The organism is Agrobacterium sp. 22-214-1 (genome assembly GCF_053522465.1).
Genome location: NZ_JBNWCK010000001.1, coordinates 1,385,339 through 1,410,054 on the forward strand (window position 1 = coordinate 1,385,339; position 24,716 = coordinate 1,410,054).

At 61.2% G+C, this 24,716-nt stretch carries 23 protein-coding genes; 11 read left to right on the forward strand and 12 right to left on the reverse strand.

Annotated elements, in window-relative coordinates:
• Positions 1-64 precede the first annotated feature (64 nt).
• From ACQZ5G_RS06980 to atzF, 7 genes are all read left to right on the forward strand, one after another.
• Positions 65-1,138 carry a putative urea ABC transporter substrate-binding protein gene (locus ACQZ5G_RS06980; protein ID WP_448737327.1) on the forward strand — a complete coding sequence of 358 codons (1,074 nt, stop codon included), beginning with the start codon at positions 65-67 and terminating at the stop codon, positions 1,136-1,138.
• A gap of 60 nt (positions 1,139-1,198) precedes the next feature.
• Entirely contained in the window at positions 1,199-2,017 is an 819-nt protein-coding gene (locus tag ACQZ5G_RS06985; protein ID WP_004432677.1) for an ABC transporter permease, read from the forward strand.
• A complete protein-coding gene (locus tag ACQZ5G_RS06990; protein ID WP_196377989.1) occupies positions 2,014-2,760 on the forward strand; it encodes an ABC transporter ATP-binding protein in 747 nt (248 codons plus the stop codon). Before ACQZ5G_RS06985 ends, ACQZ5G_RS06990 begins: the two co-directional genes overlap by 4 nt.
• A 163-nt stretch (positions 2,761-2,923) precedes the next feature.
• Positions 2,924-3,739, forward strand: coding sequence for an urea amidolyase associated protein UAAP1 (locus tag ACQZ5G_RS06995; RefSeq protein WP_448737326.1), 816 nt, complete (start codon positions 2,924-2,926; stop codon positions 3,737-3,739).
• A gap of 16 nt (positions 3,740-3,755) precedes the next feature.
• Positions 3,756-4,406 (forward strand): urea amidolyase associated protein UAAP2, encoded by a 651-nt coding sequence (locus ACQZ5G_RS07000; RefSeq protein ID WP_269828161.1) that lies wholly within the window; start codon positions 3,756-3,758, stop codon positions 4,404-4,406.
• Between the two features lie 4 nt (positions 4,407-4,410).
• Positions 4,411-7,947 carry an urea carboxylase gene (gene uca / locus ACQZ5G_RS07005; protein WP_448737325.1) on the forward strand — a complete coding sequence of 1,179 codons (3,537 nt, stop codon included), beginning with the start codon at positions 4,411-4,413 and terminating at the stop codon, positions 7,945-7,947.
• Complete coding sequence (gene atzF, locus ACQZ5G_RS07010; RefSeq protein WP_448737324.1) at positions 7,947-9,773, forward strand: allophanate hydrolase; 1,827 nt, start codon at positions 7,947-7,949, stop codon at positions 9,771-9,773. Before uca ends, atzF begins: the two co-directional genes overlap by 1 nt.
• A gap of 232 nt (positions 9,774-10,005) precedes the next feature.
• Here atzF and ACQZ5G_RS07015 read toward each other — a convergent pair whose 3' ends face one another.
• The 4 genes from ACQZ5G_RS07015 to ACQZ5G_RS07030 all read right to left on the reverse strand — a co-directional run bounded on the left by ACQZ5G_RS07015 (position 10,006) and on the right by ACQZ5G_RS07030 (position 13,003).
• Positions 10,006-10,794 carry a transporter substrate-binding domain-containing protein gene (locus ACQZ5G_RS07015; protein WP_448737323.1) on the reverse strand — a complete coding sequence of 263 codons (789 nt, stop codon included), beginning with the start codon at positions 10,792-10,794 and terminating at the stop codon, positions 10,006-10,008.
• A 123-nt stretch (positions 10,795-10,917) separates the two neighbouring features.
• Complete coding sequence (locus ACQZ5G_RS07020; protein WP_004432660.1) at positions 10,918-11,574, reverse strand: amino acid ABC transporter permease; 657 nt, start codon at positions 11,572-11,574, stop codon at positions 10,918-10,920.
• A gap of 5 nt (positions 11,575-11,579) precedes the next feature.
• Complete coding sequence (locus tag ACQZ5G_RS07025) at positions 11,580-12,383, reverse strand: amino acid ABC transporter ATP-binding protein (RefSeq protein WP_004432658.1); 804 nt, start codon at positions 12,381-12,383, stop codon at positions 11,580-11,582.
• Entirely contained in the window at positions 12,380-13,003 is a 624-nt protein-coding gene (locus ACQZ5G_RS07030; RefSeq protein ID WP_448737322.1) for a DUF1989 domain-containing protein, read from the reverse strand. The genes ACQZ5G_RS07025 and ACQZ5G_RS07030 overlap by 4 nt, the downstream gene beginning before the upstream one ends.
• A 420-nt stretch (positions 13,004-13,423) precedes the next feature.
• On the opposite strand from ACQZ5G_RS07030, the gene ACQZ5G_RS07035 reads away from it, so the two are divergent.
• Entirely contained in the window at positions 13,424-14,602 is a 1,179-nt protein-coding gene (locus ACQZ5G_RS07035; protein WP_448737321.1) for a M24 family metallopeptidase, read from the forward strand.
• Between the two features lie 80 nt (positions 14,603-14,682).
• On the opposite strand, the gene ACQZ5G_RS07040 is transcribed toward ACQZ5G_RS07035, so the two are convergent.
• From ACQZ5G_RS07040 to pxpB, 8 genes are all read right to left on the reverse strand, one after another.
• Positions 14,683-15,096, reverse strand: coding sequence for a VOC family protein (locus tag ACQZ5G_RS07040; protein ID WP_448737320.1), 414 nt, complete (start codon positions 15,094-15,096; stop codon positions 14,683-14,685).
• A 47-nt stretch (positions 15,097-15,143) separates the two neighbouring features.
• The gene (locus ACQZ5G_RS07045) at positions 15,144-16,310 is read right to left on the reverse strand and encodes a M24 family metallopeptidase (RefSeq protein ID WP_448737319.1); all 1,167 of its coding nucleotides are present in this window, start codon (positions 16,308-16,310) and stop codon (positions 15,144-15,146) included.
• Between the two features lie 100 nt (positions 16,311-16,410).
• Positions 16,411-17,049 (reverse strand): GntR family transcriptional regulator, encoded by a 639-nt coding sequence (locus ACQZ5G_RS07050; RefSeq protein WP_448737318.1) that lies wholly within the window; start codon positions 17,047-17,049, stop codon positions 16,411-16,413.
• 12 nt (positions 17,050-17,061) lie between these two features.
• The gene (locus ACQZ5G_RS07055) at positions 17,062-18,303 is read right to left on the reverse strand and encodes a hydantoinase/carbamoylase family amidase (RefSeq protein ID WP_448737317.1); all 1,242 of its coding nucleotides are present in this window, start codon (positions 18,301-18,303) and stop codon (positions 17,062-17,064) included.
• Positions 18,300-19,247, reverse strand: coding sequence for a hydroxyacid dehydrogenase (locus tag ACQZ5G_RS07060; protein WP_142778707.1), 948 nt, complete (start codon positions 19,245-19,247; stop codon positions 18,300-18,302). Before ACQZ5G_RS07060 ends, ACQZ5G_RS07055 begins: the two co-directional genes overlap by 4 nt.
• A complete protein-coding gene (locus ACQZ5G_RS07065; protein ID WP_448737316.1) occupies positions 19,244-19,888 on the reverse strand; it encodes a GntR family transcriptional regulator in 645 nt (214 codons plus the stop codon). The genes ACQZ5G_RS07060 and ACQZ5G_RS07065 overlap by 4 nt, the downstream gene beginning before the upstream one ends.
• The gene (locus ACQZ5G_RS07070; RefSeq protein WP_448737315.1) at positions 19,885-20,856 is read right to left on the reverse strand and encodes a 5-oxoprolinase subunit C family protein; all 972 of its coding nucleotides are present in this window, start codon (positions 20,854-20,856) and stop codon (positions 19,885-19,887) included. The genes ACQZ5G_RS07065 and ACQZ5G_RS07070 overlap by 4 nt, the downstream gene beginning before the upstream one ends.
• Positions 20,853-21,578, reverse strand: a complete 726-nt coding sequence (gene pxpB / locus ACQZ5G_RS07075; protein ID WP_448737314.1) for a 5-oxoprolinase subunit PxpB — start codon at positions 21,576-21,578, stop codon at positions 20,853-20,855. The genes ACQZ5G_RS07070 and pxpB overlap by 4 nt, the downstream gene beginning before the upstream one ends.
• Before the next feature lie 174 nt (positions 21,579-21,752).
• On the opposite strand from pxpB, the gene ACQZ5G_RS07080 reads away from it, so the two are divergent.
• The 3 genes from ACQZ5G_RS07080 to ACQZ5G_RS07090 all read left to right on the forward strand — a co-directional run bounded on the left by ACQZ5G_RS07080 (position 21,753) and on the right by ACQZ5G_RS07090 (position 24,711).
• Positions 21,753-22,526, forward strand: a complete 774-nt coding sequence (locus ACQZ5G_RS07080) for a LamB/YcsF family protein (RefSeq protein ID WP_174056236.1) — start codon at positions 21,753-21,755, stop codon at positions 22,524-22,526.
• A gap of 15 nt (positions 22,527-22,541) precedes the next feature.
• Positions 22,542-23,396 (forward strand): D-amino-acid transaminase, encoded by an 855-nt coding sequence (locus ACQZ5G_RS07085; RefSeq protein ID WP_035263057.1) that lies wholly within the window; start codon positions 22,542-22,544, stop codon positions 23,394-23,396.
• Positions 23,397-23,730: 334 nt separating this feature from the next.
• Positions 23,731-24,711 (forward strand): TRAP transporter substrate-binding protein, encoded by a 981-nt coding sequence (locus ACQZ5G_RS07090; RefSeq protein ID WP_448737313.1) that lies wholly within the window; start codon positions 23,731-23,733, stop codon positions 24,709-24,711.
• Positions 24,712-24,716: the final 5 nt, after the last annotated feature.

The window sequence follows — 24,716 nt, forward strand, 5'->3', positions numbered from 1 at the left end:
CAAGGGATTGGCGGCGTTGGTCTATGCCGATCCCTTTTTGAGAACAAGCAAAAGGGGAATACCAATGCAGACTTTCAGAACAATCATTTCCATTTCCGCGCTGGGGGGCCTTCTTGCGCTCCCGCTGGTTTCAACAGCGGATGCTGCGCCCAAAAAGGATTTCAAGGTCGCCTGGTCGATCTATGTCGGCTGGATGCCCTGGGGCTATGCCGCCGACCATGGCATCGTCAAGAAATGGGCCGACAAATACGGCATCAATATCGAGGTCACGCAGTTCAACGATTATGTGGAATCGATGAACCAGTATACGGCCGGCGCCTATGACGCCGTGACGCTGACCAACATGGACGGCCTGTCCATTCCCGCTGCCGGCGGCGTCGATACAACCGCCGTCATCGTCGGCGACTTCTCCAACGGAAACGATGCCGTCATCCTCAAGGACAAAAAAGACCTTGCCGAGATCAAGGGCCAGAACATCAATCTCGTGGAGTTCTCCGTGTCGCATTATCTGCTTGCACGGGCGCTCGAAACCATCGGCTCATCCGAACGCGATGTGAAAGTCGTCAATACGTCCGACGCGGACATGGTCGCCGCTTACCAGACACCGGAGGTTTCTGCTGTCGTGACGTGGAATCCACTGGTTTCGACCATTCTCCAGAATTCCTCGGCCAACAAGGTTTTCGACAGTTCCAAAGTCCCCGGCGAGATCATCGATCTGATGGTCGCCCATACCGATGTGCTGAAGGATAATCCCGATTTCGGCAAGGCGCTCGCGGGCATCTGGTACGATACGATGAAGGTGATGACCGCCGACAGCACGGAAGGCAAGGCGGCGCGCGAGGCGATGGGCAAGGCATCCGGCACGGATCTTGCCGGTTTCGAAGCCCAGATGGCGGCCACCAAGCTGTTCGACAAGCCGGCGGACGCGGTCGCCTTCACGGCTTCGCCGGACCTGCCGAAGACCATGGACCGGGTGCGGCACTTCCTGTTCGACAAGGGCCTGCTTGGCAACGGCGCTTCATCGGCGGACGCGATCGGCATCGCGTTTCCGGACGGGGCCGTCCGCGGCGACACGTCCAACATCAAGTTCCGCTTCACGACGGACTACATGGCCGAAGCGGCCAAGGGGATGCTCTGAGGACCAGCCGCACCGCGCCCCGGCGCGGTCTTCCACCCTGCCATCACCCCGGAGTTTCCCATGCGCTGGATCAATTCGCGTCCTTCGAACGGCGCCCGTCTTGGACTTGCCGTCCTGCCCTTTGCGGCCGTGCTGATCGCTTACACGGTCGGCTCGGCGGCACGGCTTGCCGAAAACGCCAATGACAAGCTTCTGCCGGGCTTAGCCGGCCTTGCCGACGCCATCAACCGGCTGGCCGTCATCCCCGATGCCCGCACGGGTGATATTCTTCTATGGACGGATACGGCCGCAAGCCTCATCCGCCTGTTTTCGGGACTGGGGATAGCGACCGCGATGGCGTTGGCCATCGGCATGCTGATCGGCATGCTGCCTTACGCACGATCACTGCTTTCGCCCTTCGTCGGCGCCATTTCCATGGTGCCGCCGCTGGCGCTTTTGCCCATCCTTTTCATCCTGCTCGGCCTTGGCGAAATTTCCAAGATAGCACTCATCGTCATCGGTGTGGCGCCCGTGATGATCCGCGATCTGGCGCTCAGGGCTATCGAACTGCCGCGCGAGCAGATCATCAAGGCCGAGACGCTCGGGGCAAACTCATGGCAGATCGCGCTGCGCGTGGTGCTGCCGCAGGTCCTGCCGCGGCTCATCACCTGTCTGCGTCTCCAGCTCGGACCGGCCTGGCTTTTCCTGATCGCGGCGGAAGCGATTTCGTCCGATGCGGGGCTCGGTTATCGCATCTTCCTCGTTCGCCGCTATCTCGCGATGGATGTGATTTTTCCCTATGTCATCTGGATCACGCTTATCGCCGTGCTGACCGACTGGCTGCTGGACCGGCTGCGCCTTGCCGTCTTTCCGTGGTCGGCAACGGAGAACAAGGCATGAGCACGCTCACCATCGACAATGTCTGGAAGGAATATGGCGACCAGATCGTGCTCGAGAATGTTTCGCTCGAGATCGAATCCCGCGCTTTTGTCGCGCTTGTCGGTCCGTCCGGCTGCGGCAAGACCACCTTCCTGCGCATGATCCTCGGCCAGGAGCGGCCGAGCCGCGGCACGATCCTTCTCGACGGCAAACCGCTGCCCGACGAACCGGGACCGGACCGAGGCGTCGTGTTCCAGAAATATTCGGTGTTTCCGCATCTGACCGTGCTCGGTAACGTCCTGATCGGCAAGGAACTTGCCGCGTCGCCCGTCAGCGGCAGGCTGTTCGGCGCCGCCCGCCGGACCGCGATCGACGAGGCCCGCACCATGATCGCCGATGTCGGCCTTTCAGGGTCGGAAGACAAATATCCTGCCCAGCTTTCCGGCGGCATGCAGCAGCGCCTGGCGCTTGCCCAGACGCTGCTGATGCGGCCGAAAATCCTGCTGCTCGACGAACCCTTCGGCGCACTTGATCCGGGCATTCGCGCCGAAATCCACCAGCTGATGAAACGGCTGTGGAACGAAGCGCAGATGACGGTGGTGATGGTGACGCACGACATGCGCGAGGCCTTCACGCTTGCCACCCGCGTCATCGCTTTCGAGCGTCCACGCGACCGCCCGGAGGAAAAGCTGCGCTATGGCGCAACGGTCACCCGCGACATTTCGATCTGGCCGCCGCGCCGGGCCGGCGGCGTCGCCGCCTGAAACGATATGCATCAGGGCCAAGCCCTGATGTCGACTGCGCAGTTGCGGATGGAGGGGCGGCTCAGCACCCTTGCCGGAATTGCTTCCGACGGCCCGCCGGGACGACCCGGCAAACAAGGGCAGACACCGGGACGACCCGAACTCAACCGCCATGGAGCACCTTATGCACCAAAGACGTTCGCCCGAAGAAATCGCCGCCAACCGCGCCCGTTATGAAGATCACCAGAAAAAGGGGCTGGAATTCGCGCCCAAAGCGCTGCCCGGCTTCAGCCTCCTGCCCGAACCCATGCTCGACGAAACGAAAATCCTTCACCGCGAAATCATTCCCGGCGGCTGGTACTGGACGACCAGGCTGCGCAGGGAAGAGGTGCTGCGCATCAGCCTCAACCACGGCTTCTCTTCGATTGCGCTTATCGCCTGGAATGCCGCCGACACCTCGGAACGCATCAATCTGCCCGACACGATCAAGGTGCAGTGGACGACGGGGCTTTCCAAGGGCCGCGTCATCTTTTCCGACATGGGGCGTGTGATGTTTTCGATTACCGAGGACAGTTCCGGCGCGCATGATTGCCTTGTCGGCGGCTCGAACGCGCAGAGCAACGCCCGTTATGAGGGCGCACATCTGCGCGACACACGCGATAATTTCATCAAGCTGGCGATGAAGCTCGGCCTCGACCGCCGTGACATTCCCGCCGCGCTGACGCTTTTCGCGCCCGTGCGTGTTGATACCGAAGGCCGGTTTTTCTGGAACCCGGCCCTCCTCAATGGCGGGGACTATGTTGAGCTGCGTGCGGAAATGGACATGCTGGTCGGTTTTTCCAATTGCCCGCATCCGCTCGATCCCAACCCGGCCTATGCGCCGAACCCGGTGACGGTCACCCGCCTTGCGGCCGCTCCGGTTACCGCCGACGACCTGTGCCGGACCGCCACCGCCGAGGCCGTGCGCGGTTTCGAGAACAACGCGCTTTCCAACCTTTGAGCCGGGAGAAACGAACATGACCGATTTCATTGAAACCGTTTCGTCGCGCACATCTGAAAATGCAGCGCAAAACCACTACGTCCCGGCTGAAAAACCCTTCTCCACCTTCATCCGCAAGGGCGCCACGGTTCGCATCGAGGACACTTACGGCCAGCAGGCCATCGATACGCTGTTTTACAATGCTCGAGACTTTTCCGAACGCTACTCCAGTCAGGATACGGTGAGGGCGCAGGGCGCGGCCTATATTTCGACCGGCACGAAAATCATGTCGAGCGAGGGTCGGGTAATGCTGACCGTGACCGCCGACAGCTGCGGCCGTCACGATACCTCCGCCGGCGCCTGCTCCTGCGAAAGCAACACGGTGCGTTTCGGCCATGGAACGAAATATCTTCACGCCTGCCGGGACAATTTCGTCGCCGAGGTCGCCAGATACGGCATGGGCAAACGCGATGTCGTTTCCAATATCAACCTTTTCATGAATGTGCCCATTTCGCCCAATGGCGGCATGACCATCGTGGACGGCATTTCCTCGCCCGGCGACTACGTTGAACTGGTGGCCGAGATGGACGTGCTGCTGGTCATTTCCAACTGCCCGCAGATCAACAATCCCTGCAATGGTTTCGATCCGACGCCGATCCGGGTGCTCGTTTGGAACGAGGAGGATTGAGCCGATGTTCAAGAAAGTTCTCATCGCCAATCGTGGTGAAATCGCCGTCCGCATCATCAGAACGCTGCGGGACATGGGTATTGCCTCCGTCGCGGTCTATTCCGATGCCGACCGCTTCGCCAGGGCGGCATTGACGGCCGACGAAGCGATACGCCTCGGGCCGGCGCCCTCCGCAGAAAGTTATCTCGATGTCGAAGCGGTGATTGCCGCCTGCAAAAAGACCGGGGCGGAAGCAGTCCATCCCGGTTATGGCTTTCTTTCCGAAAATATCGGCTTTGCCGAAAGGCTGGCGGCTGAAGGCATCGTCTTCATCGGCCCGACGCCGGAAAACATCGCCGATTTCGGCCTGAAGCACACCGCCCGGGAACTGGCGCAGAAAAGCGGTGTGCCGCTGCTTCCGGGCTCCGGTCTGCTTGGCTCGGTCAAAGAGGCGCTCGCCGCCGCGGAAGCCGTCGGTTATCCGGTCATGCTGAAATCCACCGCCGGCGGCGGCGGCATCGGCATGCAGCTCTGCGCCGACGATGCCGCGCTGAAAGCGGCCTTCGAGAGCGTGCAGCGCACGGCGAAAGCGAGCTTTGGCGACGCCCGGGTCTATCTGGAGCGGTTCGTGGCGAAGGCCCGCCATGTCGAAGTGCAGATATTCGGCGACGGCAAGGGACGGGTGATCGCGCTTGGCGAACGCGACTGCTCGCTTCAGCGCCGCAACCAGAAGGTCATCGAGGAGACACCCGCCCCCGGGCTTTCCGATGAGGTTCGGGCGCGCCTGCACGCGGCGGCCGTCTCGCTGGGAAAACAGGTGAATTATCGCTCCGCCGGCACGGTCGAGTTCATTTACGATCCGGCCCGCGAGGAATTCTATTTCCTGGAGGTCAATACGAGGCTGCAGGTGGAGCATCCGGTGACCGAAGCCGTCTTCGGCATCGATCTGGTGGAATGGATGATCCGTCAGGCCGCCGGCGACGATGTCCTGACCGGCGTAGAGGAGCTGATACCGAAGGGGGCGGCCATCGAGGCGCGTGTCTATGCGGAAATGCCTCATGCCGATTTTCGCCCGAGCGCCGGGCTTCTGACCGAGGTGGTTTTTCCCGAAGATGTCCGGGTCGACGGCTGGATAGAGACCGGCACGGAGGTAACGCCTTTTTACGATCCCATGCTGGCCAAGATCATCGTCACGGGGGCGGATCGCAACGCGGCGATCGCCAGTCTCGGCGCCGCCCTGTCGCACACCGCGATTTCAGGCATCGAGACCAATCTCGACTATCTCAGGGCAATTGCCGGCTCCAGCCTTTTCCGGACCGGCAATGTCGCGACCACGGCGCTGAAGGATTTTCCCTTCGTGCCGGATGTCGTCGAGGTCATTGCACCGGGAGCGCAATCGAGCCTTCAGGAACTGCCTGGCCGTCTCGGCCTGTGGCATGTCGGGGTGCCGCCGAGCGGACCGATGGACGAACGTTCCTTCCGTCATGCGAACCGGCTGGTCGGCAATCACGACCACACCGCGGCTCTGGAAATCACCGTTTCCGGGCCGGTGCTCAAGTTCTTTGCGGATGTGACGGTGGCGCTTGCCGGCGCGGAAATGCCGATGACGTGCGACAGCGAACCCGTCCCGCATAACACCCCGATCACGGTCAGGGCCGGGCAGACGCTTACCATCGGCCAGAGCGGCGGTGCGGGGCAGCGGGCCTATCTGACGGTGGCCGGCGGTTTTGACGCGCCGGTCGTGCTCGGCTCGCGCGCCACTTTCGGGCTTGGTCAGTTCGGCGGCAACGCCACCGGCACCTTGCGCGCCGGCCACGTTCTTCGCCTCGCCCGCGCGCCCCAAGCCGATGCGAAAGCCGCCTCCGAACCTGCCGACCTGACCCGTGAATGGTCGGTGGGCGTGCTTTACGGGCCCCATGGCGCGCCGGATTTTTTCCTTGAGGACGATATCGAGACCCTGTTTGCGACCGAATATGAGGTGCATTTCAATTCTGCCCGCACGGGTATACGCCTCATCGGTCCTGCGCCGAAATGGGCGCGCGAGGACGGCGGGGAAGCCGGGCTTCACCCCTCGAACCTCCATGACAATGCCTATGCCATCGGCGCCATCGATTTTACGGGCGACATGCCGATCATTCTCGGGCCAGACGGCCCGTCCCTCGGCGGCTTCGTTTGCCCGGCGGTGATTGCCGCGGATGAGCAATGGAAGATGGGACAGTTCAAACCGGGCGACAAAATCCGCTTCCATCCGGTTGCGCGGGCGGAAGATCCCATTGCCGGCCCCATCGTCAAACGCATTGGCGACAATGCCGGCTCTCCCATTCTCGGCCATCGCGATGACGGCGAGGTTCCGGTCGTTTATCGCCGGCAGGGCGATGACAACCTGCTTGTCGAATATGGGCCGATGCAGCTCGATGTCAGCCTGCGCCTTCGCAGCCATCTTTTGATGCAGGCGGTGCGGGAAGCCGGCGTTCCCGGCCTGATAGACCTGACCCCCGGCATCCGCTCGTTGCAAATTCACTACGATGGATCGCATGTGAGGCGTGGCCGGTTGCTCGGCCTTCTTTCCGAAATCGAAAGCGGCATGCCTTCCGTTCACTCGGTGAAGGTGCCGAGCCGCACCGTCTGGCTGCCGCTGTCGTGGGACGATCCGGATGCGGCGCTGGCGATGCGCAAATATCAGGAACTGGTGCGCCCCAATGCGCCCTGGTGCCCCTCGAACATCGAATTCATCCGCCGCATCAACGGTCTGGATGACGAACAGGCGGTAAAAGACAAAATCTTCGACGCCTCCTATCTCGTCATGGGGCTTGGCGATGTCTATCTCGGCGCCCCGGTTGCCACGCCTCTCGACCCGCGCCATCGCCTCGTCACGACGAAATATAATCCGGCGCGCACCTGGACGCCGGAAAACGCCGTCGGCATCGGCGGCGCCTATATGTGCATCTACGGCATGGAGGGACCGGGCGGCTATCAGCTCTTCGGGCGCACCATCCAGATGTGGAATACGTGGCGGCAAACCCCGGTCTTCGGCAAGGACAAACCCTGGCTGCTCGATTTCTTCGATCGGGTCCGTTTCTTTCCCGTCAGCCACGGCGAATTGACCGAAGCCCGCGCCGCCTTTCCCCATGGGGGTTATCCCGTCCGTATCGAAGAGGGCGAGTTTTCCTATGCGGATTACGAGGCGGAGCTTCAGAAGAATGCCGCCGCAATCGGCGCATTCAAGGCGGGCCAGCAGGCCGCCTTCGAGGCGGAACGCCAACGCTGGAAAGATCAGGGGCTCGACAGTTTCGTTGTCGATGAAGGCGTCGGTCCCGGCCTCGGGGGCGATATTCCCGACGGCTGCTTCGGCATTGAAAGTGCCGTGCCGGGCAATGTCTGGAAGGTGCTCGTGGAAAAAGGGCAGAAGGTGGCGGCCGGAGAAACGCTCGCCATCATCGAATCCATGAAGATGGAAATCACCGTCAACGCGCACGCCGCGGGCAAGGTGCGCGATCTCCGCGCCGGGCCGGGCCGCAATGTCAGGGCCGGCGACGTGCTGGTCGTTCTGGAGGCCATGTAATGTTGCCGATCATTCTCGATATCGCGTCGCTGAAAGATGCCTATTCGAAGGGGCTGAGCCCGCTCGATCTCGTCGAGGAGATAATTCTTCGCATCGAGGCGTCGGACGATCCGGCGATCTTCATAACGAAGACGCCGGACGAGGATCTGCGCGCCGCCGCCCGCGACCTTCTGGCCCGCGCGCCCATGGCCAACAGCCTGCCGCTGTGGGGCGTACCTTTTGCCGTCAAGGACAATATCGACGTGGCCGACCTGCCGACGACGGCCGCCTGCCCGGCCTTTGCCTACCGGCCGCAACAGGATGCGACCGTCATCGCCCGGCTGAAGGCCGCAGGCGCAATCGTCATCGGCAAGACCAATCTCGACCAGTTCGCCACCGGGCTCAACGGCACACGCTCGCCGCACGGCGCTCCGCGATCGGTGTTCGACAGGGCCTATGTGTCGGGAGGCTCGTCCTCCGGCTCCGCCGTGGCGGTGGCGTCTGGCCTTGCCAGTTTCGCGCTCGGCACGGATACGGCCGGTTCCGGCCGCGTGCCCGCGGCCTTCAACAATATTGTCGGTATCAAGCCTACGCCCGGACTGGTGCCGAATGTCGGCGTCGTACCCGCATGCCGCTCGGTGGACGTCGTGACCGTTTTTTCCGCGACGGTGGGCGACGGTGTAGCCGTGCGCAGGGTCATGGAGGGTTATGACTCCGCCGATCCCTTCTCGCGCAGGGCAAAGCCGGCCGCCCTGCCAGCTGCCGGGCTGCGCATTGGCGTGCTTGAGCCCGGGGAACGGGAATTTTTCGGCAATGCCGCTTTCGAGGCGCTTTATGACGCGGCTATCGAAAAAGCGAAAATGCTCGGCGCAGACATCGTCTCCTTCGACTATGCGCCGTTCCGTCAGGCCGCCGAGCTGCTCTATAACGGCCCGTGGGTGGCCGAGCGTCTGGCGGCGGTGAAGCATTTCCTGGCGACCAATGCCGACGATTTCGATCCCACCGTAAGGGCAATCATCGAGGGGGCAAGGCGATACGATGCCGTCGACGCCTTCGAGGGACTATACGGGCTCGAGGCGCTTCGCCAGAAGGCGTCGGCGGAATGGGCAAAAGCCGACGCGCTGATGCTGCCGACTTCCCCAACCACCTACACGGTGGAGGAGATGCGCGCAGATCCGATCGCGAAGAACGGCCATTTCGGGCGATATACCAATTTCGCCAATCTGTTCGGTTATGCGGCCATCGCTGTTCCCGCGGGCTTCGATGCCGCGGATCATTTGCCGGCGGGTGTCACCCTGTTCGGCCCGGCTTTTTCCGACGATGCGCTGGCGCCGTTTGCCGATATGTTGCACCGCGCATTGCAGCCGGGCATGGGCAGGGACCGCAAGGCTGCCTTGCCAGAGGCTTCGAAAGTGACGGATACCGATGGCGGGCTGGTGCCGATTGTCGTCGTCGGCGCCCATCTCACCGGCATGCCGCTCAATCACGAACTCACAGGCCCCGGCGGCCGGCTGATGAAATCCTGCCGCACGGCCGGCGACTACCGGCTGTTCGTCTTGCCGAATACCGTTCCACCGAAACCCGGCCTGCTGCGGGAGCCCGGCTTTAAAGGCGCGGGTCTGGAGGTGGAGGTCTGGAGGGTGACGCCCGAAGCCTTCGGACGTTTCGTGCAGAACATTCCCGCTCCCCTTGGCATCGGCAAGGTGACGCTGGACGACGGATCACAAATCTCCGGCTTCCTGTGCGAACCCCATGCGCTCAAGGGTGCTGTGGAAGTGACAGGCCTTGGCGGGTGGCGCGCCTATATCCGGTCGATCAAACAAGAAGAAAGGAAAAGCCATGCGTGACATTTTCTCAAAATATCTGGGCGTCCTCCGGCGAGCAACGGTGATGCTTTTGACTGCGCGAGCCGGAATGTATTGGGGCCGAGGACGTCGAAACGGCTAAGTCCGGTTTCATCGCAATCGCCGTTCCGGGCATCGGAGACGCCAGATCGAACAGGCGACACTATCTTCGCCTGTTCGATCCTGAACGCTCCTTGCCCCCGCCAACCGGGAGGCGGTCTTAGCGACCGGGCGCTTATTCGAGGCTCTTGATCGGGTCTTTCGGCGCCGGATCGAAACCCACGAGTTCCACGGTCAGTTTCGCATAGGTGCCGTCGGCCACGATGTCGGCGAGCGCCTTGTTCACCGCCTTCACCAGCTCGGGCTTGCCCTTCTTGATGGCGAAACCTTTCTGGACGTGGCTGACGAAATCCGGTGTCATTTCGAGGGGAAGGCCGGAGTTCTTGATCGCCCATGCACCGGCGATCGCATCGGTAATGGTCGCGTCGATATTGCCGTTGACGAGGTCCTGCATCGCGTCCGATTCAGCCTTGTATCCTTTGACGACCGCACCCTTTTCCTCGGCGATTTTTGCGAAGGTGGAAGAGACGAGCGCACCGACGGTCTTGCCTTTGAGATCAGCGGCGCTTTTGATGGCCGAGCCTTTCTGGACGACGATGCGACCGCCCGATTCCAGCCAGCCATTGGCAAAGGTAACGCGCTTCTGTCGCTCTTCGGTTATATCCATGGAAGCGCTGATGATATCGTACTGATCCGCCTGAAGACCGACCAGCAGGGAGTCCCATTTGATCAGAACCGGCGTGTAGGTGAGGTCGAGGCGCTTTGCCACTTCCTTCATCACACGGATTTCCAGACCGTCGAGCGTTCCATCCGGGGCACGCATGCTGAAGGGCGAAAAGGTTCCTTCCGTTGCGACCTGCAGCTTCCCGGGCTCCAGCAATTCAAGCTCTGCGGCAAATGCCGGAGCGTTGGTGATGGTCGCAGCGAGTGCGGCGACGGCAAATGCGATAGATTTGATTTTCATGACTCGTTCCCTTTTTGATTTTTTGCATTTTCCTGTTCGTCAGGCGGCATTGGCGTCACCCGCAGTCGATCCTGCGGATCGCTCCGCCGGATATTTCAGGCATTGCTGAGAACCGTCGGGGCCTCAGCTTGAAAGGGCATAACGGCGTTCCAGCAAGGCTGCGAGCTGTGTCAGCACCGTCGTAAGCAGGAGATAGATGACGGCCACGGCGATGTAGAACTCGAAAGGCCTGAATGTTGCGGCAATCAGCGTCTGGGCATAAAGCGTCAGCTCCACGACAGTGATCGTCGACAGCAGCGATGTATTCTTCAACGTCGAAATGGCTTCATTCGTGACCGAAGGCAGGATGATGCGGAATACCTGCGGCAGGATAATGCTGCGCATGGTTTCCGCCGGGCTGAACCCCAGCGCCAGAGCCGATTCCGTCTGCCCGCGCGGGATGGCGGACAGGCCTCCCCGGATGATTTCCGCAACATAGGCGCCGCTATTGACGCCGAGCGCCAGCACGCCGGCGGTGAAGGGCGAGAGCTTCACGCCGAATTGCGGCAGGCCGAAATAGATGATGAAGACCTGGATCAGGGTTGGCGTGCCGCGAACGAACCAGACGTAGAAGGCGGAGGCGGCACGCACCGCGCGCCACGGCGAACGATGGCCGAGCGCCGCAAGCAGGCCGCAGCCCCAGCTGACGATAATGGTCAGGATCGTCAACCAGAACACCGTCCAGGCAGCCAGCAGAAAGCCCGGACCGTAAAGCTGCACTTCGTCGATAAAATTCGCCATCGTCGTCACGCTCCCCCGGCGCCATCTGCTGCACCGCTGGGGGCAAGCTGGTCATGCAAAATGCGGTGAAGAAATTGCCGCAGACGATCGCTCTGCGGATTGCGAAGAATGTCGGGTGCGCCGGTTTCAGCGATGACGCCCTTGTCGAAAAAGAGCACACGCGATGAAACGTCGCGGGCAAAGGCAATTTCATGGGTCACCAGCAGCATGGTCATGCCGTCCGCGGCCAGCGAAGCCATCAGCACCAGCACCTCATGGACAAGTTCGGGATCGAGCGCGGAGGTCACCTCATCGAAAAGCATCAGGCGCGGTTTCATGGCGAGCGCCCGGGCGATGGCGACGCGCTGCTGCTGGCCGCCGGACAGGCGTGCCGGATAGCTGTGGCGTTTCTCATAAAGGCCGATGCGGGAAAGCAGGGCCTCCGCCTCTTCGACAGCCTGGTTTTTGGGTCGTTTCAGCAGCCGGACCGGAGCATGGATGACATTTTCCAGAACCGTCATATGCGGCCAGAGATTGTAGCTCTGAAACACCATGCCGACGCGGGCGCGCAGGGCCTGCAGCTGCGAGGGCGTCGGGAAAAATCGCGATTCCGGCCGAAAATCGAAAGACAGGTTCTCGAATTCGAGATAACCCGACTGAGGCATTTCCAGACCGTTTATCGAACGCAGGAAGGTGCTCTTGCCCGAACCGCTCGCGCCGATGATGGATACGACCTCACCCGGTTCGACACTGAGTGAGACGCCTTTCAGAACCTCGTTTTCCCCGAAGCTCTTGCGGATATCCCGCAGGTTCAAAACCGGTCCGGTCATGGGGTCGTCTCCTTGTATTCATCGACGATCTGCACCGCGACATCCCTCGGTGTGCGGTCCACACCGTTGATCTCCGTAATGTCCTGCGGACAGGCGGACAGCACGAGCAGCAAATCCATCTCGGCCCTCAGTGCCACATGGTCACCCGCAGCGGACGCCGGCGGGCGACGGTCGAGACTGCCATCGGCGTTCACCGCCACATTCATGAAAAGGTTGAGAGATGCCGGCGTCTGGGCGACGGCAACACCCTTCTCCGCCAGCGCCTCATGGAAATTTCCGGAACAGCTGCGATGAAAACCCTCGCATCCCAGTTGCCGGTAAAGATCCGCATTGCATGGGCAGAGCAGCGTATCATGCCGCAGGGCGGCACTGTCGCTCACCAGCGTCATCATGGCTCTTCTGCGGTTGCTGAAGACACCCATGCCGCGCTCGATGAAAATATTGCTGTTTACCGAGCGCGTATGATCCATCGAGCTGATCTCGGATGGATCGGCTGCCGCAACAGCCCACGCATCCACGACCTGATTTCCGTGGGAATTCGTAACGATGGCGATCTCGCCGGCCAGCATGCGATAGGCTGCGCCATGACCTGCCAATAAATTCTGCACATTTTCAGTCATCGGGCACCGTTGGAAGGAATGCTGAAACCGGTGAGACGGCGGCAAGCAGGCGATAGGCCCGGATCGACACCGCTCGGTCGAAACAATTTATATTCAGTATACCAACGGAATTCAATAAAGATTTTCAACTATTTATAGCAAATTTATTAGGCTAAACAGCCATAAAACGAGCAGTAAAATGCACAAAATTGCATCATTTATGCCTCCCGCATCATTCGCTTGCACTGCCATCAATCACGGGATACGTTTGGTGTACCTAAAAATTCGACCCGACAGTCTTCCGGTCGTAAGTCCGCGAATGCGGGCTTCTCCGGGAGGACCGCGCATTGATGGAAATGCTGCCCGAGTTTGCCGCAGGTCCCGATGGATCGGCGCGCGAAGATCGCCCGGCAGAACAGCAGATTGAATGGAGTGGAACGCGTGATCCGGTATTTTGCGATCGAGGAATATGAAAGCCGCTGGCAGCGGGTTTTGCGGGAAATGCAGCGCCGTGGCTATGAAACAGCGGTGGTCTTCGGCCGGGGCGGCGGCACAACGGACAATTGCGGTGACATACTCTATCTTTCCAACCACTACGCCATCAGCGGCGGCATGGATTCCCTGATATGGACCGCCCGGTCCTTTTCCGGGATCATTCTACAGCAGGGCCAAGAGCCGCAGCTTCATATCGATGAGCCGGAAGTGCGCACCGATCTCGTCTCTATCCGCAATACGCATTGTTCCAGCCATCCTTTCCGAAGCGTGGCGAAAGCCCTGGTCGAAAGGGGCATCAAAGGGCGTGTCGCAATCGTCGGCACGCAGTTCATCCCCGTCAAATATTACCAGCAATTGCTTCAGGACGCTCCAGACATTGAGTGGGTAGCCGAGGACGATCTGATCCGCTCCGTCCGGCGCATCAAAAGCCTGAAGGAACTGGAGTGCTATCGCGTTGCCGGCGAAGGCGCGACGGCCGGCCTCAACAGGTTGATGGAAGGCCTGACCGGCGGCCTTTCCGAGCAGGAAGCGGCGGGAGAAGCGGCCCGTGAAGTGGTGCGGCGCGGCGGCCGGCTGCAGATGATCGGTTGCAACCATGGCGAAACGCTGGGTTTCGACCAGCGTTTTCCCCTGACCGGCTATAGCGCGGACACACCAAAGCCCGGCGACATCGTCACCGGCACCATCCATGCGGCATTTTTTCAGGGCTATTATCTCGACCCCGGCCGCACCGGCATATGCGGCAAACCGACAGCGGACCAGCGACGGCTGATCGAAGCCGCGGCCAATATCGTTCATCGTCTTTCCGACATGATGCGGCCGGGCGTGAAGCTCATCGATATCGCCGCCGAAGGCGACCGTCTGACGCAGGCCTTTGGCGGCTCGGTATCCGCCATCATGAAGAACTTCCCGTTTTATGGTCACAGCATCGGTCTCGGCTTCGAACAACCGAGAATTTCAACCAGCATGTCGCAGCCTGAAGATATCGCCGAGGAAAACATGGTGTTCGGTATCGAATCCTTCCTTTCGCTCGACGGTGTCGGCGCGGCTTTTTATGAGGATATCATCATCGTCGGGCGCGACGGCAACGAGCTTCTGACCCGTTCGCCCAGCCACTGGTGGTAATTTTCCGACAAGGCGACGGTCGGCATGCGGCTACAGAGTTCATCGGGGGCGGCCATCAGCCGCCGCCCTTGTCTTTTATTTTAGTGGGCGAAAACGCCGTCGAAATCCTTAAAGCCCTTCACCTCGATCGGATTGCCGCTCGGATCGAAGAAGAACATGGTGCGCTGTTCCCCCGGCTCGCCTTCAAAGCGGACCACCGGCGGGATATCGAAGGCCACGCCGGCATCTTCCAGACGCTTCGAAAGCACTAACCAGTCATCGAGAGGCAGGACCACACCGAGATGCGGCATCATCACCATGTGATTGCCGACCTTGCCGGTCCGGGTAACCTCGAACGGTTTGCCCAGATGCATCGATATCTGGTGGCCGAAAAAGTCGAAATCCACCCAGGTATCGGTGGAACGGCCTTCCTCGCAGCCGAGAACGCCGCCATAGAAGCGACGCGTTTCGTCGAGGTCGGTGACGTGATAGGCAAGATGAAAAAGTGAACGCATTTCGGACTCCTTTCAATCTTTAAAGGGAAATGGCCGCTATCGGGCCATCAGCGTATGGTCAGGTCACGCGGCAGGCTGGAGAGAGGTTCGGCCCCCGTCTCTGTCACGATGACCGTTTCGGATGCGCCAACCGTCCACACGCCATAGCTGCGCAGGGTGGCTGGCAGGTGGAACACCATGCCGGGTTCGATTATCCTGTCGACGCCGGTAAACAGGCTCAACAGCGCGCCTTCGCCCCAGTCCGGCGCGAAAGCGGTTCCCATGGAATAACCGATGCGTTTGCGGAAGGCGGAATTGTAACCTGCCGCGTCGATCACACGTTGCGCGGCCTCATGGGGTTCGGCACATGAAACACCGGGCCGAATGGCGGCCAGGGCCGCATCGAGGGCTTTCAACGAGCAATCCATCATCCGCCGGGCTTCGGCGGGCGGAGAACCGATCCACACGGTACGCATCAGCGCGGCGTGATAGCGCGCATGGCAGGCGGCGAGTTCCAGAAAAACCGCGTCGCCATTCTCAAGCTTGCGGCGTCTCCAGGTCATGTGGGGCAAACCGCTGCGCGGCCCGGAAGATACGAGCGGTTCCATGGCCATGACTTCCGAGCCCGCCCTTGTGGCGGCATCCAGCATGGCGGCGGCTATGGCGTTTTCGTCGGTTCCGGCGGCGCAGGCGGCAATACCGGCCGAAAGCCCCGCCTCGGTGTAACCCGCCGCCAGCCGAATGGCCTCCAGCTCGGCTGCGGACTTTATCGTCCGCAGCGGCGAAAGAATGGAGGAACCGTCCGGGATGGACGCAACACCCATCTGCTCCGCGATTTTTGCGGCAAGTACCGGAGAAACAAACCAGCCGTCCAGTTCTATGGCCGGCCGCTCGATATGCCGCTTTTTCAAGAGATCGACCAAGGCGACCGCCGGGTTTCCGCCATCCTGATAGGCGACGACGTCGTCCAGCCAGGTATTGGCGATGGATCCTGCCAGTTCCAGCTGCCGGACGAGAAGCGTCGGCGGACCATTCACCGGCATGATCAATGCCTGGAAAGCGAAGTATCCGGCCGTCTGCCGCCCGGTCAGCCAGTAGATGTTTTCAGGACCGGTGACGACGAGCGCTTCATGACCCGCATTGCGGATGGCGGCGCGCGCACGATCTTGCCTCGCGGCGAACTCCTCCCTGGGGAAAGAGGCGTCACACCCCTGCAAATCGGCGAATTCCTGCATGAAACTGTCCATATCGTCGTGCTCGGCTTTTGCATGAGAAGCCGGCAAAAGCGTCTCAAGACCGGAATGAAGAAAGAAAAAGCGCTGGCGGCTGCCGGTTTCAGGGGCGGCTCAGCCACCCCAGAAAACGGCTTTTCACGCTTTCGAAATGCGCCTCCATGGCGGCGGAAGCCTTCTGCGGATCCTGCGCCTCAATGGCGTCGATAACCGCAATATGTTCGCGCGCCTGCTCGGCAAAACGGTCATGCGTGCGGGTGATGGTGCAGCGTCGGGCGATACTGCGCATTTCGGTCAGCATGGCAGGCAAAAGCTCAAGCCCGGCGGCAGCGGCCACGGCCTCGTGAAACTGGTCGTCGTCCAGCCAGAACTGATCGAAGGCCACGTTCCTGCCATCCGCATAAGCCTGCATGATTTGCCGCGAATGTTCGAGCGCCTCGGGAAAGGGATGCTCAGCGGCGCGTGCCGCCGCAGCACTCTCCAGCAAGCGCCGTATCTGCACGATTTCCAGCAGCTGCTCCACCGTGACGGGCCGAACCATCAATGCGCCATTGGCTAGCCGCGAAATCACGCCCTCTTTTTCAAGCCGGGAGATTGCCGCCCTCAGCGGCGTGCGGGAAATGCCGGATTCGAGCGCCAGGGCTCTCTCCGTCAGAACGTCACCGGCTTTGAACTTCCCCTCCAGGATACGTTGTTTGACATCCGTATAGGCCTGCTGGGTCAAAGTTTCCTTTTCGCTCATGCTCTCTCCCCTTTACCGAGCCGACCAGGTCTGTTGCAGAATATCAACGGCATGCGCCAGATCGGCCGGATCCATGGCCTCATCCGGGTTATGGCTGCCGTTCCAGTTCCGCAGAAAGACCATCACCGATTCCCATCCCGCCTGGGCAAATGCCGCCGCATCATGCCCACCGCCCGATAACATCTGCCGGGGCGAAATGCCGGTCCGTTCGGCCGCAACGACTATCTGCCGGCCAAGCGCGGAGGACAGACGGGTGGGCTTGCTGCGGGACTGGACGCCAGTGACGACGCGCACGCCCCTCCGTTTTTCGATCTTCTCGATTTCCTGTCGGAAAATGCCATCCACCCGGTCCAGCACCGCATCGTCGGCGCTGCGGATATCGATGCAGAAATCCACCCGGCCCGGAACCTTGGCGAAAGCATGTTCACTGCTTGCCGCATCCACCCGGCCGAAGGTAACGGCAAGATCGTGCCCTTCCGCCAGAATTCCTTCCCAGGTCCTGTCCATGGCGACGATGATATCCGCAAGGGCAAAAACGGCATCCGAGCGGGCATCACGCGGCGCGCCGCCCGAATGGGCCCAGACCCCTTCAATCCGCGCTTCACGGTAACGCAGGCCGCCGCGCACGCCATCGACGACGCCGAAAGCCTCACCGGCATTGTCAAGCACCGGCCCCTGCTCGATATGCAATTCCACGAAACGCGCCGGCGGCAATCCCGGCCCGCGCAGGACGGCGTCCGGGTCGCCCCCGAGTTCCTTCATGTGCTCGGCGAGTGTTCTGCCGCTGTCGGCGCGGCGCGCCTGCATTTCCGGCGCCGTGAGCCGGCCAAGCGCCGCACGCGACCCGATATAGGAGACTGGAAACCAGACGCTCTCCTCCGCTCTCGTCACCGTCACGACAATATCTGCCGGCGGCGCCTGCCCGCTTTTCACGAATGCGGTGACGAGTGCCATGGCGCCCACCACACCCGCCGTGCCATCATAGGCACCGCCCATCGGCACCGTATCGAGATGCGAGCCGATATAAAGCGGCGTGGCCTGCCGGTCTCTGCCGGGCAGCCGGGCAAACAGGTTCAGTGCGGCATCTTGCGTAACAGTGAGGCCGAGGGCTTCACATTCTTCGGCAATCACCTGATGCGCTTCGCTTTCCAGCGCACTATAGGAAGGCCGGGTAAAACCGGGGCCTTCCGCTGAAATGGCATTGATGCGGTCCAGCAGACGGTCGACCGTCTCTGCGATCACGGCTTGCGTCATGCCATCATCTCCTGCGGCGCATTGAGCGCGGTGACCGGGCGTTCGCCCGCAAGCGCCGTCAAAACATGCCTTGCAGAGCCGAGAGCCACGCGGCGAAGCGCTTCCAGCGTCGTGCCGCCGAGATGCGGTGTGAAAATCACCCGGCCGCCGGCGGCCAGAGGGCCTGTCGGCGCACCAGGCGAATAAACATCCAGCCCGGCTGCGGCTATGCGTCCGGTTTCGATGGCGCGGGCAAGGGCCGCCTCATCCACCAGTCCCGCCCGTGCCGTGTTGATTAGTATCGCGCCCGGTTTCACCGCTGAAATGGCCTGCTCTCCGAACAGACCGCGTGTTTCCGCACGGAGCGGCGTATGAAGGGAAATCAGATCGGCCTGTCTCAGCCCGTCTTCAAGACTGTCAGCCCGTTCGAAGCCGTCGAGATCGGCCACCCGCGGCGAATAGACCAGCACCCGCATATCCAGAGCGGCCTTCAGCATCCGGCCGAGCCCGGCGCCAATCGCCCCCCAACCGACGATAAGGGCGGTCTTGCCGGACAATTCGGAAAAACTCTCCGTCTCGCGAAAGCCATGGACCCCGGCCCTTTCGCTGCGGTCGGCAGCGGGAATACGTCTTGCGGCAGCCAGTGCCAGACCGAGCGCCAGCTCGGAAACCGAGCGGGCATTGGCGCCGGGGGTATTGCAGACCAGAACACCCTTCGCCGTCGCCGCTTCCTTGTCGACAGCGTCATGACCCGTGCCGTGAACGGCGATGACCCGCAGCCTGTCGCCGGCCTCGATGGCCGATGCGGACAGGCCAGCATCGCGCGTGATGACGGCATCGCAACCCTTGATCATTGCGGCCACGGTCGTCATGTCCGGTTTTGGACACAAAACCGGTTCAACCCCCGCCTCACGCAGAAGGGCGAGGCCGTCGGCATGAATAGGCTGGACAATAAGGCATTTCATGCGTCCCTGTTCCTTTCGGGAAATTGTTCCAGTTTCTCAAGAATGGCGTCGCGGGCGTGAACGATATGGCGGGCCATGAGCGAGCCTGCCCGTTCCCCCTCGCCGGCGCGCAGGGCGGCAATCATCTCCAGATGTTCGTCACAGCTTTTCAGAAAACGATCCGGCACCTGGGCATGGTCGAACATGCAGGTACGGCGTCGCAAATCCTCGATCGTGCTCACCATCATCTCGCTGCCCGTGGAAAGGGCGAGCGTCCGGTGGAAAGCATCGTCCACGCGGCGCTGTTCATCGTCCTCGCCGGGGCCATGCTGTTGCAAATGCCGTATCCGGGCTTCCAGCTCGCCAAGCTCCGGCCGGGCCATCGCCGCCTGTCTGGCGCAATGGGTCTCCAGCACCTGACGAAGGAAGAAAATCTCTTCGACCTCTTCCGCCTTCAGCCGGCGGATCTTGAGAAATCGTCCTTCCTGCGTGGCGAGACCTTCGGCCTCGATCCGCTTAATCGCCTCACGCACGGGCGTCCGGGACATGTCCAGCAGATCACCCAGTTTCGCTTCCTGCAAAGCGTCACCCGGCGTCAGCGCACCGGACAGGATCATTTCGATGATCTTCCCATAAGCCTGCTTTGCAAGTGGCTGATTCATGATGGCATACCTCCTGAAACATCATCCGTTTCCGGCTTTTCTACCAGATTTGCCAGGCGTTCGCGCAAGGCCGTGCGCTCCGCAATCAGAAGCTCTTCTGCTTTTTCCCGTGAAATGGCCGCGAAAGAGACATGTCGGCCGCTCGGAACCTGCGCAAGCCGGGGCAGATCGACGGTGGCGACCGTTGCGATTTTCGGATAGCCGCCTGTCGTCTGGCGCTCCGCCATCAGCACAATGGGCCGTCCCGACGCCGGAACCTGTATCGATCCCGCGCAGGTTCCGTCGGAGACGATATCGTGCCCGCCTTCGGCATGAACGGCGTGTCCGTCCAGCATCTGCGCCATGCGATCCCGGGCGGGCGAAACGATGAAAGAGGCTTTCAGGAAAGCCCGCTGGGTTTCGGCAGAGAAATAGTCGTCCTGTGGGCCGGGAACAATTCGGACGGGACCGCCGGACCGCCGCCAGAGTTGCCGGAGCGCCAGATTGACGCCGGGATTATCCCGGCCGAGCGGCAGGCGGTCACCCGCCTGCAAACGACGCCCTTCGTAACCGCCGAGACCCGTTCGCACATGGGTGGCACGCGAACCGAGCACCGGCACGGTATCAACGCCGCCGGAGACGGCGAGATAGCCCCAGACGCAATCGCGCAGGGCGCCAATCGAAAGCACCTCATCGGGCAAAAGAGTATAGCTCTCCCATGGCGACAGCTTTCGTTTGCCGAGGCGGATATCGACGGCGCCTCCGGTCACGGCGATGCGTGCCGGCCGCAAAACGGAAAAGCTGCCCCCGGTGCCGCCAAATTCTATTGCCGCGCTGCTCTCGACATTGCCGACCAGCGCGTTCGCAATTCGGAAAGAAGGCATATCCATCGGGCCTGAACCCGAAACACCGGCATGGCTCAATCCCCTGCGGCCGAGATCCTGAACAGTGGCCATCGGCCCTATCTGCTGGATGACGAGAAAACTCATGAAAGCTGCGCCTCCATGACAGGCTGGCCGGCGGCGACCGCCCGGTCGAGCTCTGCGGCCTCGTTTTCGCTCACCGGTCGAAAACGGACCCGGTCTCCCGCCTGCAACAGAAACGGCTCCGGGCGATGCGGGTCGAAAAGCCGAAGCGGCGTGCGGCCGATGAAGCGCCATCCGCTTGGTCCCGGCACGGAATTGATGCTTGCCTGCTTGCCGCCAATTCCAATCGCACTTGCCTCGATCCGCTGACGCGGCGTGGCAAGACGCGGCGTATGCAATTGTTCAGGCAGGCCGCCGAGATAGGCAAAACCCGGCGCGAAACCGATCATATAGACACGATATTCGGCGGATGCGTGCAGCTCGATCAGGGCGGCAGGCGTCATTTCCTTCATGTCCGCCAGTTCCTGCAGGTCGAGCCCGACCGATCCGCCATAAACCACAGGCACATCGAAACGTCTGGCCGGAACGCTGTTCACCGTCAGCGTCATCAGACGCCGGTGCAACTCCCGGTCAAGCGCATGGCCGCGAATGACGGACGGATCATAGATGACCATGAGCGACCGGTAGGTCGGCACCAGTTCCTCGATGCCCTTCACGGGCGTTGCAGCGAGATCTGCCGCAAGCGCGATGATGCGCTCGCTCACCGTTTCATCGATGGTATCGGCGAGTTCAACGGACAGGGCGCTGTCACCACAAGCAAGAATGCGCGGAAATTTGCCGCCCATCGATTACACTCCCTCACGTCCACGCATGCGAATTCGATTCTCCCGCCAATCCTTCCTTGCTATTTCAGTATACCAATTGTATGTCAATGAAAAGATGCAATGAATGCGTGCTGCCTGATATCACGCGTATGAACTGGACGAGACCGGGCAACGTCTCGCCCGGAAAGAGGGGCCATGGCGACGATCGATCTGAACTGCGATATGGGAGAAAGCTTCGGGGCCTGGACCATGGGCGAAGACGAAGCGATGATGGAGCTGATTACCACGGCAAACATCGCCTGCGGCTTTCATGCCGGCGATCCGGCTGTCATGCGCGACACCATTCTTGCCGCCAAGGCAAGGGGCATCGCAGTCGGCGCCCACCCGTCTTTCATGGATATTTACGGCTTCGGCCGCCGTCGTATATCCGGCGAGCGCCCCGAGGATGTGGAGGCCCAGCTGATCTACCAGATCGCCGCAATGCAGGGCATGGCGGCTGCGCTTTCCTGGCCCATCACCCATGTCAAAACCCACGGGGCGCTGGGCAACATGGCCGCCGTCGATCAAGATCTCGCGCAGGTCTGCATCCGGGCCATCAAGGCGGTGGATCCGTCGCTGGTCTTTATTACGCTGCCCTATTCGGAAACCATGAAGGCCGCCGAAAAAGCGGGGCTGCGCGTTGCCTGCGAAGTCTATGCCGACCGCACCTATGACGATGCGGGAATGCTCACCTCCCGGCAGATGCAGGGTGCAGTGATCCACGATCCCAACCAGAGTGTGGATCAGGTTCTGTCCATGGTCTGCGACGGTGTAATCCCGACAACGGGCGGAAAAAAACTGCCGGTGGAAGCCGCCACCATCTGCGTTCACGGCGATACGCGGGGCGCCGTGGATATGGCGCGCGCCCTTCGTTCGTCGCTCGCCCGACACGGGCTGCAATTTGCTCCTTTCGCCACACCAAACACCTGATCCGGGGACGTTCCATTGACACGCATTGTATATCTGAACGGCGACTGGCTTGCCGAAGCCGACGCCAAGGTTTCCGTTTTCGACCGCGGCTTTCTGTTCGCGGACGCCATTTATGAAGTCACCGCCGTGATCGGCGGGAAGCTGATCGATTATGCCGGCCACAGCGCCCGCCTTCAGCGCTCGCTCGCCGAACTCGGCTTGACCTGCCCGCTCGAAGCGGAGGAACTTCTGGCCGTTCACCGTGAAATTGTTCGCCTCAACCACATGGACGAAGGCCTGATCTATCTGCAGATCTCCCGTGGTGTGGCGGATCGCGATTTCGCTTTTCCGGCCAATGCCACGCCGACGATAACCCTGTTCACCCAGGCAAAACCCGTGCTGGACAATCCGCGTACGGAAACCGGCATTGCCATCGCCACCATGCCGGACTGGCGCTGGGAGCGGCGCGACATCAAGACGGTACAGCTTCTCTACCCCTCGATGGCCAAGATGGAGGCGCTCAAACGCGGCGCGGACGATGCATGGCTGGTGGAGGATGGTTTCGTGACCGAAGGCAGCGCCGCCAATGCGCATATCGTCAAAAAGGACGGCACGCTGGTCACGCGCGAACTTTCCAACGCACTTCTGCACGGTATCACCCGCGGAAGCATTCTCGATCTTGCGCAGGGCGCCGGCATTGCCGTCGAACAGCGCGCCTTTACGGTGGATGAGGCAAAGGATGCAGCCGAAGCCTTCATCACATCGGCGACAAATTTTGCCATGCCGGTCGTCAAGATCGACGAAGCCATCATCGGTGACGGCAAGCCCGGCCCGGTCTCGAAGACACTGCGTGAGCTTTACATAAAAACCCGCCTCGCATCGGCGATCTGATTTTCAGCCCGCATTCAGCGAGCCGCCGCACCCCCGGCGGCTCGGCAAGCCTGGCCCCTTATTCGGCACACAGCGGCAACTCCCTGCCTGCCGATCCGCGCCTTTTCGGTACTTTCCCTGAAATGCATTCCACTGCCGCCAGCCCGGCACAAAGGCTGGCGGCAAGGGAATTCGCTCGAAATCGAACAAAGATTAATCACCTTATTGCGCCGCTCAAAAAACGCCCATATAGTCCCCTTCATTCGGAGTACGTGCTGTATACCGAAAATAACCGCGCCGTCCTGTCGCCAAGGGACAGGGTGAGCCGGAAACAATAAGTGAGGGGATCACAACCATGAAAAACGCAGTTCTCGCCGGGCTGGCTTTGACGATTGCCGGCTTTGCAACCTCCGCGACCGCCGAAACGGCCTGGGACATGTCGGTCGTCTGGCCGGAAGGTAATTTTCACACCAAGAACGCGGTAAAATTCGCTGAAACCGTAAAGACCATCACGAATGGCGAGGTCGCCATCACCGTGCATTCCGGCGGGTCACTCGGTATCAAGGGTCCGGAAGGCATGACCGCCGTGCGCGACGGCATCGTTCCCATCGCCGATATTCTGATGAGCCAGCAGGTGGGTGAAGCACCGGTACTGGGTGTCGAGACGCTGCCATATCTGGCCCCGACGATGCCTGACCTCGCGCTGCTGCACAAATTCTTCCGCCCCAAGATCGAGGAAGTCGCAACCTCGATGAACCAGAAGCTGCTTTACATGGTGCCGTGGCCGGGACAGGCCGTCTATGCGCCGAAACAGATCGAAAAAATTGAAGACGTCAACGGCCTCAAGATTCGCGTCGTCGATGCCAACGGCCATAATTTCTTCCACGCCCTTGGCGCTCTTCCCGTTCAGATGCCATGGGGCGAAGTCGTGCCGTCGCTTGCCGCCGGCACCATCAACGGTGTCACGACCTCCTCTTCGTCCGGCGTCGACGGCGCTTTCTGGGAGTTCATGAAAAACATGAGCACCTTCAACTGGCAGGCATCTTCCAACATCGTCACCGTCAATCTCGATGCCTGGAATGCCCTGTCGCCAGAAAATCAGGCGGCGATCGAACAGGCATCGAAGAAACTCGAAGGCGAATTCTGGCTGGTCAGCCGGGCCGAGGACGAAACCAAGCTCGCCACCCTGAAGGAAAAGGGCATTACCGTCACATCACCTTCTCCCGAACTCAAGGCCGCCCTCATCGAGCGCGCCAAGCCGTTGTGGGACGATTTTCTCAAGCGCGTGCCCGATGCCGCGCCCTATGTCGAAGCCTATCTGAAGGCGCGTAACTGACTTTC

What these genes read in the sequence shown, in the direction of transcription:
- ACQZ5G_RS06980 (WP_448737327.1), top strand. Translation starts at nt 65, where the DNA reads ATGCAGACTTTCAGAACAATCATTTCCATTTCCGCGCTGGGGGGCCTT.
- ACQZ5G_RS06985 (WP_004432677.1), top strand. Translation starts at nt 1,199, where the DNA reads ATGCGCTGGATCAATTCGCGTCCTTCGAACGGCGCCCGTCTTGGACTT.
- ACQZ5G_RS06990 (WP_196377989.1), top strand. Translation starts at nt 2,014, where the DNA reads ATGAGCACGCTCACCATCGACAATGTCTGGAAGGAATATGGCGACCAG.
- ACQZ5G_RS06995 (WP_448737326.1), top strand. Translation starts at nt 2,924, where the DNA reads ATGCACCAAAGACGTTCGCCCGAAGAAATCGCCGCCAACCGCGCCCGT.
- ACQZ5G_RS07000 (WP_269828161.1), top strand. Translation starts at nt 3,756, where the DNA reads ATGACCGATTTCATTGAAACCGTTTCGTCGCGCACATCTGAAAATGCA.
- uca (WP_448737325.1), top strand. Translation starts at nt 4,411, where the DNA reads ATGTTCAAGAAAGTTCTCATCGCCAATCGTGGTGAAATCGCCGTCCGC.
- atzF (WP_448737324.1), top strand. Translation starts at nt 7,947, where the DNA reads ATGTTGCCGATCATTCTCGATATCGCGTCGCTGAAAGATGCCTATTCG.
- ACQZ5G_RS07015 (WP_448737323.1), bottom strand. Translation starts at nt 10,794, where the DNA reads ATGAAAATCAAATCTATCGCATTTGCCGTCGCCGCACTCGCTGCGACC.
- ACQZ5G_RS07020 (WP_004432660.1), bottom strand. Translation starts at nt 11,574, where the DNA reads ATGGCGAATTTTATCGACGAAGTGCAGCTTTACGGTCCGGGCTTTCTG.
- ACQZ5G_RS07025 (WP_004432658.1), bottom strand. Translation starts at nt 12,383, where the DNA reads ATGACCGGACCGGTTTTGAACCTGCGGGATATCCGCAAGAGCTTCGGG.
- ACQZ5G_RS07030 (WP_448737322.1), bottom strand. Translation starts at nt 13,003, where the DNA reads ATGACTGAAAATGTGCAGAATTTATTGGCAGGTCATGGCGCAGCCTAT.
- ACQZ5G_RS07040 (WP_448737320.1), bottom strand. Translation starts at nt 15,096, where the DNA reads ATGCGTTCACTTTTTCATCTTGCCTATCACGTCACCGACCTCGACGAA.
- ACQZ5G_RS07045 (WP_448737319.1), bottom strand. Translation starts at nt 16,310, where the DNA reads ATGCAGGAATTCGCCGATTTGCAGGGGTGTGACGCCTCTTTCCCCAGG.
- ACQZ5G_RS07050 (WP_448737318.1), bottom strand. Translation starts at nt 17,049, where the DNA reads ATGAGCGAAAAGGAAACTTTGACCCAGCAGGCCTATACGGATGTCAAA.
- ACQZ5G_RS07055 (WP_448737317.1), bottom strand. Translation starts at nt 18,303, where the DNA reads ATGACGCAAGCCGTGATCGCAGAGACGGTCGACCGTCTGCTGGACCGC.
- ACQZ5G_RS07060 (WP_142778707.1), bottom strand. Translation starts at nt 19,247, where the DNA reads ATGAAATGCCTTATTGTCCAGCCTATTCATGCCGACGGCCTCGCCCTT.
- ACQZ5G_RS07065 (WP_448737316.1), bottom strand. Translation starts at nt 19,888, where the DNA reads ATGAATCAGCCACTTGCAAAGCAGGCTTATGGGAAGATCATCGAAATG.
- ACQZ5G_RS07070 (WP_448737315.1), bottom strand. Translation starts at nt 20,856, where the DNA reads ATGAGTTTTCTCGTCATCCAGCAGATAGGGCCGATGGCCACTGTTCAG.
- pxpB (WP_448737314.1), bottom strand. Translation starts at nt 21,578, where the DNA reads ATGGGCGGCAAATTTCCGCGCATTCTTGCTTGTGGTGACAGCGCCCTG.
- ACQZ5G_RS07080 (WP_174056236.1), top strand. Translation starts at nt 21,753, where the DNA reads ATGGCGACGATCGATCTGAACTGCGATATGGGAGAAAGCTTCGGGGCC.
- ACQZ5G_RS07090 (WP_448737313.1), top strand. Translation starts at nt 23,731, where the DNA reads ATGAAAAACGCAGTTCTCGCCGGGCTGGCTTTGACGATTGCCGGCTTT.